Source organism: Nostoc sp. DSM 114159 (genome assembly GCF_053470285.1).
Map to the genome: position 1 here is coordinate 6,982,499 of NZ_JBPFEH010000001.1, position 15,449 is coordinate 6,997,947.

The window sequence follows — 15,449 nt, forward strand, 5'->3', positions numbered from 1 at the left end:
GGCGCAAAGGAAGAGAGATATGCAGAGGTATAAGGTGAAGGGTAAAAGGCGGATGGCGTTGAAAATTCAAAATAGGAAGGGGCTGATTTATGCTTTGGTTGCTGTTTTTGCGTGCTTACTTTTAACTTGTAATTTTTCTCTGGCGGCGACAGCTGAGGCGAAACATTACACAGAGTTGCAGCTACCACCGCTACCTGAGATTAAGTTACCCAAGTATGAGCGGTTTGTGCTGCAAAATGGCTTGGTTGTCTATTTAATGGAGGATCGTGAATTACCGTTGGTGAATGGTACGGCGTTTGTGCGGACAGGGAATCGCTTGGAACCAATGGAAAAAGTTGGGTTGGCTGGTTTTACAGGCGCAGTAATGCGAACTGGAGGAACTAAGAACCATTCAGCAGATGAACTCAACGAGATATTGGAACAACGGGCAGCATCTGTAGAAGTTGGTATTGGTGAAACTTCTGGTAGTGCTAGCTTTGACGCCCTCAGTGAAGATTTAGAAACAGTGTTTGGGCTGTTTGCTGAGGTGTTGCGATCGCCTGTATTTGCTCAAGAAAAGCTAGACTTGGCGAAAACTCAAGCCAAAGGTGGCATTGCCCGTCGTAATGACAATCCAGATGGGATTGCAAATCGAGAATTTAAAAAATTAATCTATGGCAAAGATAGCCCTTATGCCCGCACCATAGAGTATGCGACGGTGGATAAAGTTGAGCGTGAAGATTTGCTCAAGTTTTATCAGCAATATTTCCACCCCAATAATATAATTTTGGGGATTGTGGGCGATTTTGATGCTAAGAAAATGCGATCGCTCATTCAAGCTAAGTTTGGCGATTGGCAGCGTAACCCAGGTATTGCTAAACCCACATTACCAAAGGTTTCACCAGCTAATACAGGTGGAGTCTTTTTTGTCAATCAACCCCAACTGACGCAAAGTAGTGTGCTTATCGGGCATTTAGGCGGACGTTTCGACAGTCCCGATTATGCAGCGCTGGATGTATTGAATGGAGTCTTAAATGGATTTGGTGGACGCTTATTTAATGAATTGCGATCGCGTCAAGGTTTAGCTTACTCTGTCTACGGCCAGTGGAGTCCCCGCTACGATTATCCTGGCATATTTATCGCTGGTGGAGAAACGCGATCGGATGCTACCGTCCAGTTTGTCAAAGCTTTACAAGCCCAAATCAAGCGCACCCAAACTCAGAGAGTGACAGCAAAAGAACTGGCTTATGCCAAAGAGTCTACACTCAACTCCTTTGTATTCAACTTTCAAGACCCCAGCCAAACCTTATCACGCTTGATGCGATACGAATATTACGGCTATCCTGCTGATTTTCTCTTTCGCTATCAAAAAGCCGTCGCCGCCACCACAGCAGCCGATGTCCAACGGGTAGCACGAGAATATCTCAAACCAGAAAAGATTGTAACTCTAGTGGTGGGGAATCAAACCGCTATTCAACCGCCATTAACACAGTTAGCTAAACAGGTGACACCAATAGATGTAACGATTCCTGGTTCGCAGCCACAGGCAAAGAATTAATAGCGTAGATGGGTAGACATTCAATATCCAAATAAAATCGCAAGGCTCAGATCCCCAACTGTTTAAGAAATTGGGGATCTTGTTTTTAAAATAATTTTCTCCATTATCAGGAAATGACTAAGGACAAATTGGAGTAACAAGTAGAAACTAAATCAGGAACCAAAACCTCTGGAAACTCCAGAGGTTTTTCTCTACTCTATTCATCTTTATAGAAGCGATCGCTCCAGCATACACTTCTATAAAGCAGCAAAAGTTGTCGCCCCGATCGGGTCAACTAGAGTAAGCTAAATTCAGGTTTCAACTACTGGGAGCAAAGATGATGTTGTTGGAATTAAAGCGCATCCATGTTCCACCAGGACAAAGAGTGCTACTGCGAGATGTAACCTGGCAGGAATTGGAAACAATTCTAGAAGATTTAGGGGAACATCGTGCTGCACGAATTGCTTATGACAGGGGAATACTGGAGATTATGGCACCACTGCCAGAACATGAAGACGATAAAGAAATTATTAGCGATTTAGTCAAAGCTCTTTTGGAAGAATTAGACATTGAGTTTAGATGTCTTGGTTCTACCACTTTCAAAAACCAAGCAATGGCTCAAGGTATAGAACCCGATCAGTGTTTCTATATAAAAAATGAATCTAAGATTCGCGGCAAGAAGCGGCTAGATTTAGCAGTAGACCCTCCTCCAGATTTAGCTCTAGAAATTGATATTACTTCTCGTACTCATCCTAATATTTATGAAGCGCTAAAAGTGCCAGAACTTTGGCGTTTTGATCGAGGAAAGCTCAAAATTAATGTTTTGCAAGACGGACATTATGTAGAATCTCAACAAAGCCTAAATTTCCCTCTCTTCTCACTAATTGAAGCAATTCCCCAATATTTAAAGCAAAGTACAACAGCAGGCAGAAATGCAACGCTCAAAGCTTTTCGTCTTTGGGTACAAAAACAGATACAACAGCAATAACTAACGCTGTCACCAGAATTCACAACATATACCGGGTTTCAAGTTAACGAAACCCAACACTCACCCCTGATCTGCACCTGACTTTTCACGGCATCTGGAAAACGCCATTTTTAGCTTTTCCAAACCCTGATTTTTACGTTAGCCATTTTCATTAATTTAAAGCTATTGAGAATTAACCAGTGGAAAAAGCCACGTTGTTTTGAGGTTTGAGGACTTCCCGTGAAAAGTCAGGCTCTACACTGCATCTAAAAATTTGTAGGACAGCAATTAAATATAATCGCTGTCCTACAAAATCGAAATACAAATTAGCTATTGAAACAAGTGCCTATGCAGATTCAGGAATTAATACTGTGTCAATCACATGAATCACACCGTTATCAGCTTCCACATCTGGTGTAATAACTGTCGCATCATTGATTTTCACAGCACCATTAGATGCATCAATTTTGATGCTGCTTCCTTCAACGGTTGGAGCAGAGTCTAAATTGACCACATCTGTTGACAACACTTTCCCTGAAACAACATGATAAGTTAAGATTCTTGTCAGTAGTGGAACGTCAGCAAGCAGTGAGTCTACTGTCCCTTCATGTAGCTTAGAAAATGCTTCGTCAGTTGGTGCAAAGACCGTAAATGGACCAGGGCCCTTGAGGGTATCCACTAAACCAGCAGCTTGTACTGCTGCTACTAAGGTGTTAAAGGAACCAGCATTCACAGCAGTATCAACAATGTCAGCCATATGTTTTATAAATTTCTGTATCTTTCGTTACTGAAAATATACTTTTATTCAAACTATTACTATCTATCCACAGGTAGGTTAAATTCTGTTAATGAATTCATGCCAACAAGATATTGTTTGGTGCTGGCAGACAAAGGATACGATGCTGATAAGCGCGTAATTGAACCCCTGCAAGCCCAAGGCAAAACTGTCGTGATTCCGCTCAAGCGCAACCGCAGGAATCCTCGTGATTACGACTTGGACTTGTACAAAGCTCGTTATTTAATTGAAAACTTCTTTGCTAAACTCAAACAGTACCGGGCGATGCCTACGCAACTCGCTATGATAAACGGGCAACCAAGTTTCTAGGTGCTATTTATATTTATCTGGCTGCTTCTATCATCTGGCTCAATTGATGACACGCCCTAGCATTAGCGGATAAATTGTACTTCTTTGAAGTCATTACTACCGCATTTTAATCTATGTTTTTTAAACCCAAAACATTTTTATCATCGGTTGCATTGTTACTCAGTTTGGCAACTCTATTTCTTAGTTCTTGGATTATTCTTCCGGCTCCAAATATGTTTTTCCTCACCCTTGCAGTGGGAGCGCCAGAAGTCAGTCCTTGGTTATTTTTATTAAACTTGCTCTTTTTATTGCTGTCTTTATTCTATATCCGTCGCCGTAAATTACAGCGTTTAGTTTGCATTTTCAGTTTCATTGGATTGCTAATTTGTGGATGGGTGCTAGTAAATATTCCACCAACTCAAATGCAGATGGCTAAAGCGATGAAACAAGGGTTGGGAGCAAATTATCTAGAGCAAATTCCACCTCAAGTAAGGGCTAAGATGCAAATCTATCCCTTTAACTTAGTTAATTTTTTCTGGGGTATTCCATTAGGTAAAACGCGTCATCAAAAAGATATTCTCTTTGCTTCTCCTGGGGGAATGCCTTTAAAAATGGAAGTTTACCAACCCCCAGAGGTAGGGAAATATCCAGCAGTGGTAGTAATTTATGGTGGAGCTTGGCAATATGGCAATACTCATGCCAATACCGAGTTTAATCAATATATTGCAAATCATGGATATACGGTATTTGCGATCGACTATCGACACGCACCTAAATATCAGTTTCCCTCTCAGTTAGATGATGTGCGTACAGCCCTAAACTTTATTCGCAAACATGCAACTGAATATGAAGCCGATTCAGAACGTATGATACTTTTAGGACGTTCTGCGGGAGCGCACCTAGCAATGCTAGCAGCTTATCAACCCGATGCACCACCCATTCGTGCTGTAGTGAACTATTACGGGCCTGTTGATTTAACCGAAGGATACAAAACGCCGCCAAATCCCGATCCTATAAATAGCCGCGCTGTTTTAAAAGCATTTCTTGGTGGTTCTTTAGAAGAATTGCCTAATCGATATCAAATTGCTTCACCGATAAATTACCTAACGCACCCTTTACCACCAACTTTATTAATTTACGGCAGTCGTGACCATTTGGTGCAAGCGCGATTTGGCAGACAGATGTATGAACGTTTACATGATAGTAACACTGCGGTTTTTCTAGAAATTCCTTGGGCAGAACATGCTTTTGATGCTGTTTTCAACGGTGTGAGCAATCAATTAGCGTTGTATTATACTGAGAGGTTTTTGGCTTGGGCGTTGTTCAGGCAATGATTTGATTCGCAGACTCACAAATATTAAAAACTCAGCCCTCCTTACTCCTTTTGAGGCCAACGCCAATTGTAGCGATTCCATTCATATATGCCTTGAATTTCATACTCAGCGCCATTGAAGAAGCGGACAACGCAATTAGTAGAAGAATCATTGCTATCGCTAATTTCCTTAACCTTAATCACCATACAGGGAAACCATTCCCGCTTACAAGGCCCATCCTCCTGTACCCATTCCCATAGTGCATTGGAAACTTCAATGCGATCGCCTACTCTTAATTTCAGTGCATCCTCAAAATAAGAATACTTGTCAAAATGATATGACTCAACCCGATTCAACCACTGTAAACCATAGCGTTGGCGAATAAATTGCACCGTTCCAGAGTCATTTCCCAGCAACCAATCGTTGAGTAATTGCACTTTCCAAGTGCGGTTGCGTTGTTCTTCATCCTTAACAAATTGTAAAAATGCTTCTAACTCCTCTGGGGTAAGTTCGTCTAAAGGATTAGCAATATTTGACATCGCAGAGGTAGAATTTCCCTGAATTTGCTCAACCACTTGCAGTAATATCTGTTTTTGCGTGTCAGTGAGAGGACAGCTTGCTGCATCACAATCATTAAAGGCTGCGAACATAGCTACTTCAATCTCATCTGGAGTCATAAGTTCATAGCAATTGAGGGGTTATTCCCCTAATTATTACAAATGTTAAATTCAAGTCTCTAATCCTCCTGTAGTTAAATATAGACATAATCAAATGTAAGATGCCTAATATTCAAGGAAGTCAGCAGAAAACTTGATTCTGTCTCCTGAGTTTTTGGTATCGGTTTGGTATTTTCTAGTGTTGACCTCATTTATCACCTAGTTAGGAAAATTGCCATGACTCAAACTCAGCATCCCACAAAACTCCTGACTTTTGAGGAATTTCTGGCTTATGACGATCGCACTGATACCCGTTATGAATTAGTGGATGGAGAGCTAGTAGAAATGCCAACTGAGAGCCAGGAAAATTGTGATATTGCCAAATTTCTATTATTCGAGTTGGCAAAGCGTTTTCCTATTACCTTGCTGGCTTACAAGGACATTGAAGTTGAAGTTAGTGGGCGGCGAGCAACCTGTCGCCTACCGGATCTGGTGTTGCATACGGAAGAGTCGAAAGCGGCTTTGATTGGCAGTCCTCGCAATCTGATTACCCGTGATATGCCCCCGCCTGCGCTGGTGGTTGAAGTCGTCAGCCCCGGAACTGAGAACCGCACCCGCGATTACCGTTATAAGCGCACGGAATACGCAGCTAGAGGCATTACTGAATACTGGATTGTCGATCCTGAGTTAAAACAAATCACCGTTTGCAAGTGGGTTGAGGGACAATATGAAGATACGGTCTTGAAAGGTACGGCGACCATTGCATCAGATATAGTACCTGATTAGGAATTGATCGTAGAGCAGGTATTTGCAGTGGCGAATTAATCAGGGAAGTAGAGAATAGAGAGTAGGGGTATGTTGTAAGCTGAGGTTATCAGTTAATAATTATTCAATTAAATCACGGGGTCTTTCTTTTATGCGGTTGCGTTCACTCACGGTCGTTTTTATTTCATGTCTGATTACTTTTCTATCGTGGGTGATTATTCCCCCAGCTGTAGCCCTGACACAGATTAAACTATTTGATGTCTCATATAAAGATTGTCCACCAGAACTAGCACAAGGGGCTGTTATCAGTAGTGGTAGCGCTGCTGCCAATTGTTTTCTTGTCGTTGGCAAAGCAGAAAATGGCACTAACAAAACAGTCTACGACGCAGATATTTTTGGACGTATCTATGATGCTAATAATGACTCGGTGATGCAAAACCGCACTCGCTTAGGCTCCATTACTGAGGTACCACCAGGTATTAGCGATTTTGAATTGAGAATTTCTGTACCTGCGAATCAGCCTACTCCGTTGAAGCTAAAACAGTTCAAGGCTGCGGGGTTTAGCGGTCAAGTGCGTAAGTAATTCTTAATACTCGCCAAAGGCGAGAAGCAAGCTACGTAATTCGTAGTACGGCTAGCTAATTAGAAACCCTGTAAAAAATCGTAGAGACGCTTGTATACTTAACGTCTCTACACAATTCTTTACCAAGGTAGTAATCAAAATCGTTCTATAAGGGCAGGCTAGCTGGAATGGCACTCAGAAGGCTACTAACTAGATTGAGTGCTAAGAAAGCTAAGATCGGCGAAAAATCCATACCGCCCAATGGGGGAATAATTGAGCGGAATAGATTCAGATAAGGATCGGTTATCTGGGCTAAAGCGGCAAATGGTTGGTTATACCAGTTGATTGTCGGGAACCAGGTTAGCAAAACCCGGATAATTAGCAAATAGCTATAAAAGGTGACAAAGGTAATTAGTGTTGTAATCAGTAAACTCATGGATAGCTTTGTTTCCTACTAGGTGTCAAACGCGGTCTTATGTTTTAATTTTAATTTAGTCCAAAGTCAAAAGTGTTTGCGGATTTCACCTTTACCACACTTGACACTTTCACCACGCCTAAACAAACTTCAGGAGTCTTTAGTGAGGGAGCGATCATTGCTTGGTTGGGGTGAACTACTATTCACGTTTCCTAGTTGATTTCGCACTTCATCTATTGTGGCATTTAGCTGGGCAATTTTATCTTCTAGCGATCGCCTGGCCGTTTCTATGCCGATGCTTTCGCTTTCTGAGGCTTTCATCTGACGCCGCTTTGCTGCTATTTTTTTCGCTTCGGCTTGACTATCTGTCAGTTCTGTCTCCTCTTCTATTAGCAATTCTGGCTCGCGTCGAGAAGCAATCAGTGCCCCGATAACACCGCCAAATACGCCACCAACAAACGCCCCTGCTACAAAACCACTGCCAAAACCATCTCGCTGACTCATATCTTTACCGCCTTCAACAAACCTTGCAACTTTTACAGTAGTTATGCTATTTCCTGCCCTAGCTGCATACTAGCTTAAGTCCCAAAGATGCGATCGCCTGCATCTCCTAATCCCGGTACAATATATCCCCTACTGTCGAGTTTTTCGTCAATAGTAGCGGTATAAATTATTAAACCTGGATAAGCTTCACTTAATTTTTGTAAAGCTGGTGGAGCTGCTACTACACAAACAATCCGCGTCAGGGCTGGGTCAGCACCCCGTTGTGTCAATTCTGCCATTGCTGTCATGATCGATCCTCCGGTTGCCAACATTGGATCGGTAACTAACACTCGTGTTTGGGGGTCAAATTTTTCTGGTAACTTGTTCAGATAACAATGAGGTTGTAGTGTCTCTTCATCTCGTGCCAAACCAAGGTGGTAAATCGATGCTAAAGGCAGTAAAGTCTGCGCTCCCTCTAGTAATCCTAGCCCAGCCCGCAGAATCGGCACTACTGCCATAGGCACTTGCGGATCGATTACCGTTGCTGCACAGGTATCTAAGGGACTCTGTACTGCTGTTTCTTGAGTCGGCAACCAGTCTCGTGCAGCTTCATAAGTCAGCCATCTTCCCAACTCAGTCATGGCACTGCGGAACAATACTGAAGGCGTGCCTGCATCACGGGCAACTGCTAGCCAGTGCTTGATCAGGGGATGGGGTGGAACATAAACGCGCAATTGTAGCGTCATAGCCAGAAATAGGCGCCTTTTGATTGTATAAGAACTGAAACACCATAATACTCTTTCCTGCATCCGGCTGACAGCTTAAAATTGACAATCTCAAGTTTATTGATAAAATTTTTCATTAATAGTTGACATTAATTCTCAATCAAGGCTATATTTTTATAAAGTGTTCTCCTCTCTTTTAAGGATCGGCAGACGGGATTAGCCAGCAGTAGCAGGCTCGTCCCTCTTTTTTTTGATTAGTCGTTGGTCATTGGTCATTTGTCATTAGTTAAATTAAATATTGATTTGACTCTAGACAAAGGACAAATACTTCTCTACGAAACGTTACGCGTTAGCGGAGCTTTCGCTTTAGCGATACGCTCAGTACAAATGACAAAGGACAAATGACAAATGACAAATGACGCGATCGTAATTGGGTCTGGGATTGGCGGATTAGTAACAGCGACCCAGTTGGCGGCGAAGGGAGCGAAAGTGCTGGTACTGGAACGTTATTTGATTCCTGGCGGTAGCGCTGGTTATTTTGAACGCCAAGGCTATCGATTCGATGTTGGCGCATCAATGATTTTTGGACTGGGACACAACGGTACTACCAACTTACTCACCCGTGCATTATCAGCTGTAAATGTCAGCCAAGAAGCGATCGCAGATCCGGTACAGATTCACTATCATTTACCCCAAGGTTTAGACTTGAAGGTTGACCGGGTTTATGAAAAATTTTTACAAAATCTTACTGCTCATTTTCGTCATGAAGAACAAGGGATTCGTCGCTTTTATGACGAATGCCAAAAAGTATTCAAGTGTCTTAACAGCATGGATTTGCTGTCGCTGGAAGAACCTCGGTATTTACTGCGCGTATTTTTCCAGCATCCTTTGGCGTGTCTCGGTTTAGCTAAGTATCTGCCCCAAAATGCCGGGGATGTGGCGCGGCGCTACATCAAAGACCCGCAATTATTGAAGTTTATCGACATGGAATGTTATTGCTGGTCGGTGGTTCCATCAGACATGACACCCATGATTAATGCTGGAATGGTCTTTTCTGACAGGCATTATGGCGGAGTTAACTATCCCAAAGGCGGAGTCGGGCAAATTGCCCAAAAACTAGTGGAAGGTCTAGAAAAGGCTGGAGGTCAGATTCAGTACCAAGCTAGAGTCACCAAAATTCTCACTGAACAGGGAAAAGCGGTAGGTGTGCAACTGGCTAATGGTAAAATATATCGGGGTAAACGCATAGTTTCTAATGCTACACGCTGGGATACATTTACACAATTATTACCAGTAGAAGCAATGCCAGATAATGAGAAAAAATGGCAACAAAACTACCAAAAATCTCCAAGCTTTTTGAGTTTACACATTGGGGTGAAGGAGTCAGTTTTACCTGTAGGGACAGAGTGTCACCATATTTTGCTGGAAGACTGGGAAAAGATGACAGCAGCAGAAGGCACAGTGTTTGTTTCGATTCCCACACTGCTTGACCCAGATTTAGCACCAAATGGATATCACATCATTCATGCTTTTACGCCTCACTGGATTGATGATTGGCAAGAACTTTCTCCAAGTGAGTACGAAGCAAAAAAAGAAAAGGCAGCTTGGCGAATTATTGACCGCCTAGAGAAACTTTTTCCCGGTTTAGATGCCGGATTGGATTATTTAGAAGTGGGAACGCCGCGCACACACCGCCGCTTTTTGGGTCGTGAGGATGGCACTTATGGGCCAATTCCTCGACGTAAGTTGTGGGGGTTATTGAATATGCCCTTTAATCGCACAGCCATTCCAGGACTTTATTGTGTAGGGGATAGTACCTTTCCAGGTCAAGGTTTGAATGCAGTCGCTTTTTCTGGGTTTGCTTGCGCCCACCGCATTGCCGTAGATTTAGGATTTTAATTACAGAAACAGCCTCTGCAAAAAACCTAGTAAGCGGATAGCTTTACTAGTGAAGCTGATAGCTACCTAACAATCTGAGTAACTCTCAATACGGTTTGTTAAGAAAGTTATCTGTTAAAGCGAGTTTTTTGAGCGAAGGTAGAGGAAAGTGCTGGGGAAGCAAAAGTATTTAAATTTAATCTCTTCACTTTAAGAGCCTCCAAACTACCTCCCCAGCCTATCTAAACCGTATTGAGAGGGGTAGCAAATACAATCAAAAAGTTACTAAATTTAGTGATTTTGCTAACACAATAGTTAGCATTATTACTCCTTATCTGGTATTTTTCGGTTCTGAAAATTAGCTAACTCTGATTCTAAAGTCTCTTCTAAAGTATCTAGAATCGCTTGGGGATCGACAGCTTCTTTCATTATTTGGGCTTGCGGATCGGGGCGATTTTTGACATTGGGAATATCTTGGCGTAATTCTTCAACTAAAGCGATAAGTTTTGCGATTTTTTGCTCAGAGAGGAGGTTAAGCTGAAGGCTAAGTTGCGCCCTTTGCTCTGCTAATTTTTCCTGACGCTCTTGTTTTATCAACACCCCTGCTGTTACTAACAGGGAACCTGCGGTCAGTGAAAATTGTAGCCAAGAAAATGGCGGGGGATCGAATCTTGATATGCCTAAACGTCGTGGTAAAACATTGGGTGTTATCCACAGAATAATTCCTAACAGGATGCTATATAGGAATGCTGGACGACCAAAAAAGGCTGTTACCGTTTCTACAAACCGTTGATGTTGAGGTACATCTTTTTCATAACGTTTGTGCAGGGCAATAATAGTCTCGATATTTTGACTAATCGCTTCCGGCAATGGGGCTGTGGGCAAAATGGTTTGGCAAGGTGCTGAAGATGATACTTGCGGTGAATCTTTTGGATTTGGTTTATCTTGGGAAAACATGGACAGTTTTCTTGTAGTACTGATTTCTCTAAATCAATAACTCAAGTTTTAGCTATATATGTATACTTTTAGGTAGAAAAATACATGAAAGTACCTATAGACAGATTCTGCCAGATTGCTATTGCTGTTGAATCAAGCAGAGATATTGAAACAGAATTCATAGGATCGCATTTATTGTTTTAGTATTGTATTGAGAATAAACGCCTCAATGATATCTTGAGATTTTTGCTCTTGATACCTGACTTCAGTTGACGTACTGAACGAAACAGGTTTCGCACATGGTCTATATAGTAATTTTGACAATGCTTTAGCTGCTGAAATATAATTTAAAAATTTTGTAGCTTGTAACCAGCGCAGTTACTAAATAGAAATTATGTTGATTTGTTAAAACTATAGTTGATTCCATACTTTTTAGATATGTCATTCTGATGTCAATGTTATGTCAGGATAAAACTCATTTTTATGTGGTATGCCTATCGAATATCTACTGTAGATTTCGCAATAAAAGCCTTCAGTGACACAATTGTGGCATTGCGGCTCACGCCGGAGAAACAGTCATCAGCCGCGATACGCAAATGCATTCGTGGTGGATGCAATAGATTACGCCACGCTCAAAATCGGTTCGGTTGGTTCTTTACCTTGCCTTTTCACTGCAATTTACAAAATTTTTCATAATTGTGCTTTAATGGTGGGCGGCTTTTGTTAGTTCAAGAATTTTCCTCACACACAAAGCGATCGCTGATGCTACTCACACACAAAGAAAACATTGTAAAATTTAGCTGGCTTCTACCTAGTTTCTTAAGCTTGATCCTGTTTGGCTCCACTGTTAAAGCTAATGGTGCGGTCGCTAATTGGCATTTTGATAGCAATCGCAATCATCTGGACTTCACTACAGATGAAAATGTTCAACCGAAGGTACAACTACTTACCAACCCGACTCGTCTGGTAATTGATTTACCTGGAGTTACATTAGGATATCCACAGACTAGTCAAAGAGTGGGGCCAGTAATTAAAGACATTCGCATCGAGCAGTTTAATGCAGAGACTACCCGCATGGTAGTTACTTTAGCACCAGGTTACACCTTTGATTTAGCACAGGTGCAACTGCAAGAGAAATCCCCTAATCATTGGTCTGTGCAGTTACCCAAGCCAATACGATTGACTGCAACCCAGCCGCAATATCTAGAGATAACTCCGAGTATTTCTCCAAGAGTGAATGATAATAGCACTCTCTTTGCTGGTGTGGTTCCAATGCATTCACCGATGAAAGCGCTGGAACCTCAAATTAAAGCCTTGATGAGTCGCTATAGTTTTCTGAAAACAGGAATGTTTTTTCTGGATTTGGATACTGGGGATTATTTGGATATTGGAGGCGATCGCGTTTTCCCTGCTGCGAGTACAATCAAACTGCCAATACTCATCGCCTTTTTCCAGGATTTAGATGCTGGTAAAGTTACCCTTCAGGAAAACCTGACGATGCGGCGCGATTTAGTTACCAATGGTTCTGGAAGTATGCAATATGAGGGAGTTGGGAGGAAGTACACAGCTTTGGAAACCATCACTAAGATGATTACCATTAGCGATAATACCGCCACCAACATGATTATCGATCGCTTAGGTGGAGCGGCGAAACTAAATCAGCGTTTCCGTAGTTGGGGACTGAAAGACACAGTAATTCGCCATCTTTTAGCTGACTTGAGAGGAACCAACACCACAAGTTCTCAAGATATGGCGCGGGTGCTGGCTTTAGTTGTGAATAATAAGTTAGTTTCGCCACAAAGTCGGGAGCAAGCCTTAGATATTCTGCGTCACACCACAATTCACACACTGCTTCCCGCCGGTTTGGGGAAAGGTGCAGTTATCGCCAACAAAACTGGAGATATTGGGTTTCTTATTGGCGATGCAGGATTTGTAACTATGCCCAATGGTAAGCATTACCTGGCGGCTATCTTTGTCACTCGTCCTTATAAGGACACAAGAGGGAGAGACTTTATCCGTCAAGTTTCCCGATTAGTTTACGATTATCTGAATCAGCCGAATCCGGTTGCTGCGGTTGATTCGCCTAATAGTGTTACGAGATAGGAGTAGGGCGCACAGATAGCTGCGCATTAGTATCAACTTAAGGTTAAAGCCAGTCTAGAAAAAGCTTTTAGCAGATTATCTCGTTCCCAGTCATCAGACTGGGAACGCCCCTCATTGAGGCTCCGCCTCCCAACTCGCGGCAGAGCCGCTAAGAGTAGCATTTCCAGCTAAAGGCTGAAAACGAGATTTTAAAAGGGTTTTGGCTGAAGTTTACATCAATGACAGCTGTACGTCCCTAAAGTAATTAGATAATTGTGATTTTACTTGCGGCTTTAGTAGCCTTTTCCCTAGCCTCTTGGACATTCACACCTTTCGCCAAAGCTACGCCCATTCGCCGATATGGATGAGCATTAGGTTTACCAAATAATTTAATATCTACATCTTTTTCCGACAAAGCATCGGCGACACCACCAAAAGCAATAGAATCAGATTTTTCTGAGGCTAAAATTACTGCACTGGCTGATGCTCCTAGCTGTTCTATATGAGGAATTGGCAAGCCTAAAATAGCTCGTAGATGTAGTTCAAATTCATTGAGATTTTGTGAGATTAATGTCACCATTCCCGTATCGTGAGGTCTAGGAGAAAGTTCTGAAAAAATCACTTCATCTTTAGTAATGAAAAATTCAACGCCAAAAATTCCGGCTCCTCCTAAAGCATCAGTGACTTTTATAGCTATTTCTTGGGATTTTAATATTTTATCTTCAGAAATTTCTGCGGGTTGCCACGATTCTTGATAATCGCCTCTTTCTTGGCGATGACCAATGGGAGAACAGAAAATTGTCGGTGCATTCCACTGTTTAATTGTCAGTAAAGTTATCTCAATTTCAAAGTTAATAAATTCTTCTACAATAACCTTTTGACTGTCTCCTCTAGAATTAGCGATCGCATAATTCCAAGCTTTCTCAACTTCACTCTTATTCTGCACTACAGATTGACCTTTTCCTGATGATGACATCACAGGTTTAACAACATTAGGAAAGCCAATTCGATCCGAAACTGCAATCAATTCTTCTAGAGTTGTTGCATAACCATATTTAGCCGTTCTGATGCCCAATTCTTGATGTGCCAGTTCCCGAATTCTATCGCGGTTCATTGTATAGTTAGTAGCAGCCGCAGTTGGTATAACTGTAATCCCTCGCTGTTCAAATTCGATGAGTTTTTCTGTTCGGATTGCTTCAATTTCTGGTATAATAATATCTGGCTGATGTTTGGTAACTACAGCTTCTAAATCATCAGCACTGAGCATAGAAATAACTTCATAAGCATCAGCAACCTGCATCGCGGGAGCATTGGTATAGCGGTCAACGGCAATCACATAATTACCAAGACGTTGAGCCGCGATCGCAAATTCTTTGCCGAGTTCTCCCGAACCCAGCAGCATCAATTTTTGGGGCAACTTAATACTCATTAACTTATCCAGGTCAATATCAATTCAATCATCTTATAATTTTTTGTGTTTTCATTACTAACTTCTCAAGAATTAAATATCGCTTTGCGTAGTTCTAAATCTTGACGTTGTAGATGATTTAAACCAATACCTACGCCAAACTGACACTTATCTACTAGAGTCTCCAACCAAATAGTCTCGTTCAGAGTTGCACCTCGCAAATCTGCATTTCTCAAATCGGCTTTCGTAAAATTTACAAATAAAAGGTCTGCATTTACTAAACTACTACCTTGGAGATTTGCTTCTGACAAATTTCCTCTGATGAAGTTGACACCATCTAAAATTAAACCAGATAAATCTGCTCCCATCAGATTAGGAAACTTTAGCTGACTGGGATATTGAAAAAAACGCATTATACAGATGATATTAGCTTCATTTAGTTTCATTTTAGTTAAAAATTCATAACGAGCGATGCCCAGTTGCTTAAGAATTTGTAGACGTTGTGGGGGACTTTGTTCTAAAAACTGAATAGCTGTATAGCGAAGGTCTTGAGTAGAGATATTTAACATGATTTTCAGATTGTTGTGATACTTGTGTTAATAAAAAAAATAACAAATAATAGATAATATAGCAGTATTAAAGTATTCAAAAAAAACAAA

General features: G+C 41.6%; 16 protein-coding genes. 8 read left to right on the forward strand and 8 right to left on the reverse strand.

What is annotated here, in order from left to right; translation table 11 throughout:
- Nucleotides 1-19 precede the first annotated feature (19 nt).
- Entirely contained in the window at nt 20-1,537 is a 1,518-nt protein-coding gene (locus ACR5KR_RS29505) for a M16 family metallopeptidase (RefSeq protein WP_448269013.1), read from the forward strand.
- A 319-nt stretch (nt 1,538-1,856) separates the two neighbouring features.
- Nucleotides 1,857-2,504, forward strand: a complete 648-nt coding sequence (locus ACR5KR_RS29510; RefSeq protein WP_448270380.1) for a Uma2 family endonuclease — start codon at nt 1,857-1,859, stop codon at nt 2,502-2,504.
- 325 nt (nt 2,505-2,829) lie between these two features.
- Here the strand turns inward: ACR5KR_RS29510 and ACR5KR_RS29515 are convergent, their stop codons facing one another.
- Entirely contained in the window at nt 2,830-3,240 is a 411-nt protein-coding gene (locus ACR5KR_RS29515) for a fasciclin domain-containing protein (protein ID WP_448269014.1), read from the reverse strand.
- A 99-nt stretch (nt 3,241-3,339) separates the two neighbouring features.
- On the opposite strand from ACR5KR_RS29515, the gene ACR5KR_RS29520 reads away from it, so the two are divergent.
- Both ACR5KR_RS29520 and ACR5KR_RS29525 read left to right on the forward strand, forming a co-directional pair.
- Complete coding sequence (locus ACR5KR_RS29520; protein WP_448269016.1) at nt 3,340-3,588, forward strand: transposase; 249 nt, start codon at nt 3,340-3,342, stop codon at nt 3,586-3,588.
- A 113-nt stretch (nt 3,589-3,701) separates the two neighbouring features.
- Complete coding sequence (locus ACR5KR_RS29525) at nt 3,702-4,901, forward strand: alpha/beta hydrolase (protein WP_448269017.1); 1,200 nt, start codon at nt 3,702-3,704, stop codon at nt 4,899-4,901.
- Between the two features lie 41 nt (nt 4,902-4,942).
- Here ACR5KR_RS29525 and ACR5KR_RS29530 read toward each other — a convergent pair whose 3' ends face one another.
- On the reverse strand, nt 4,943-5,557 hold the full coding sequence (locus tag ACR5KR_RS29530; RefSeq protein ID WP_448269019.1) for a hypothetical protein: 615 nt from the start codon (nt 5,555-5,557) through the stop codon (nt 4,943-4,945).
- Nucleotides 5,558-5,773: 216 nt separating this feature from the next.
- On the opposite strand from ACR5KR_RS29530, the gene ACR5KR_RS29535 reads away from it, so the two are divergent.
- The gene (locus ACR5KR_RS29535) at nt 5,774-6,322 is read left to right on the forward strand and encodes a Uma2 family endonuclease (RefSeq protein WP_445628775.1); all 549 of its coding nucleotides are present in this window, start codon (nt 5,774-5,776) and stop codon (nt 6,320-6,322) included.
- A 130-nt stretch (nt 6,323-6,452) separates the two neighbouring features.
- Complete coding sequence (locus ACR5KR_RS29540) at nt 6,453-6,884, forward strand: biotin carboxylase (RefSeq protein ID WP_322702877.1); 432 nt, start codon at nt 6,453-6,455, stop codon at nt 6,882-6,884.
- A 145-nt stretch (nt 6,885-7,029) separates the two neighbouring features.
- Here ACR5KR_RS29540 and ACR5KR_RS29545 read toward each other — a convergent pair whose 3' ends face one another.
- The 3 genes from ACR5KR_RS29545 to upp all read right to left on the reverse strand — a co-directional run bounded on the left by ACR5KR_RS29545 (nt 7,030) and on the right by upp (nt 8,507).
- Nucleotides 7,030-7,299 (reverse strand): YggT family protein, encoded by a 270-nt coding sequence (locus ACR5KR_RS29545; protein WP_322671822.1) that lies wholly within the window; start codon nt 7,297-7,299, stop codon nt 7,030-7,032.
- A gap of 129 nt (nt 7,300-7,428) precedes the next feature.
- Complete coding sequence (locus ACR5KR_RS29550) at nt 7,429-7,782, reverse strand: hypothetical protein (RefSeq protein ID WP_445628776.1); 354 nt, start codon at nt 7,780-7,782, stop codon at nt 7,429-7,431.
- A 74-nt stretch (nt 7,783-7,856) separates the two neighbouring features.
- Nucleotides 7,857-8,507, reverse strand: coding sequence for a uracil phosphoribosyltransferase (upp, locus tag ACR5KR_RS29555; RefSeq protein ID WP_445628777.1), 651 nt, complete (start codon nt 8,505-8,507; stop codon nt 7,857-7,859).
- A gap of 387 nt (nt 8,508-8,894) precedes the next feature.
- Here upp and crtH point away from each other — a divergent pair, with 387 nt between their 5' ends.
- Nucleotides 8,895-10,385, forward strand: a complete 1,491-nt coding sequence (crtH, locus tag ACR5KR_RS29560; protein ID WP_448269020.1) for a carotenoid isomerase — start codon at nt 8,895-8,897, stop codon at nt 10,383-10,385.
- A 303-nt stretch (nt 10,386-10,688) separates the two neighbouring features.
- Here the strand turns inward: crtH and ACR5KR_RS29565 are convergent, their stop codons facing one another.
- Nucleotides 10,689-11,321 (reverse strand): DUF1003 domain-containing protein, encoded by a 633-nt coding sequence (locus ACR5KR_RS29565; RefSeq protein WP_448269023.1) that lies wholly within the window; start codon nt 11,319-11,321, stop codon nt 10,689-10,691.
- Nucleotides 11,322-12,020: 699 nt separating this feature from the next.
- Between ACR5KR_RS29565 and ACR5KR_RS29570 the strand changes: the two genes are divergently transcribed.
- Nucleotides 12,021-13,403, forward strand: coding sequence for a serine hydrolase (locus ACR5KR_RS29570; RefSeq protein WP_448269025.1), 1,383 nt, complete (start codon nt 12,021-12,023; stop codon nt 13,401-13,403).
- Nucleotides 13,404-13,647: 244 nt separating this feature from the next.
- On the opposite strand, the gene purT is transcribed toward ACR5KR_RS29570, so the two are convergent.
- Both purT and ACR5KR_RS29580 read right to left on the reverse strand, forming a co-directional pair.
- The gene (gene purT / locus ACR5KR_RS29575; RefSeq protein WP_448269026.1) at nt 13,648-14,811 is read right to left on the reverse strand and encodes a formate-dependent phosphoribosylglycinamide formyltransferase; all 1,164 of its coding nucleotides are present in this window, start codon (nt 14,809-14,811) and stop codon (nt 13,648-13,650) included.
- A 65-nt stretch (nt 14,812-14,876) separates the two neighbouring features.
- Nucleotides 14,877-15,359 (reverse strand): pentapeptide repeat-containing protein, encoded by a 483-nt coding sequence (locus tag ACR5KR_RS29580; protein WP_448269028.1) that lies wholly within the window; start codon nt 15,357-15,359, stop codon nt 14,877-14,879.
- Nucleotides 15,360-15,449 lie beyond the last annotated feature (90 nt).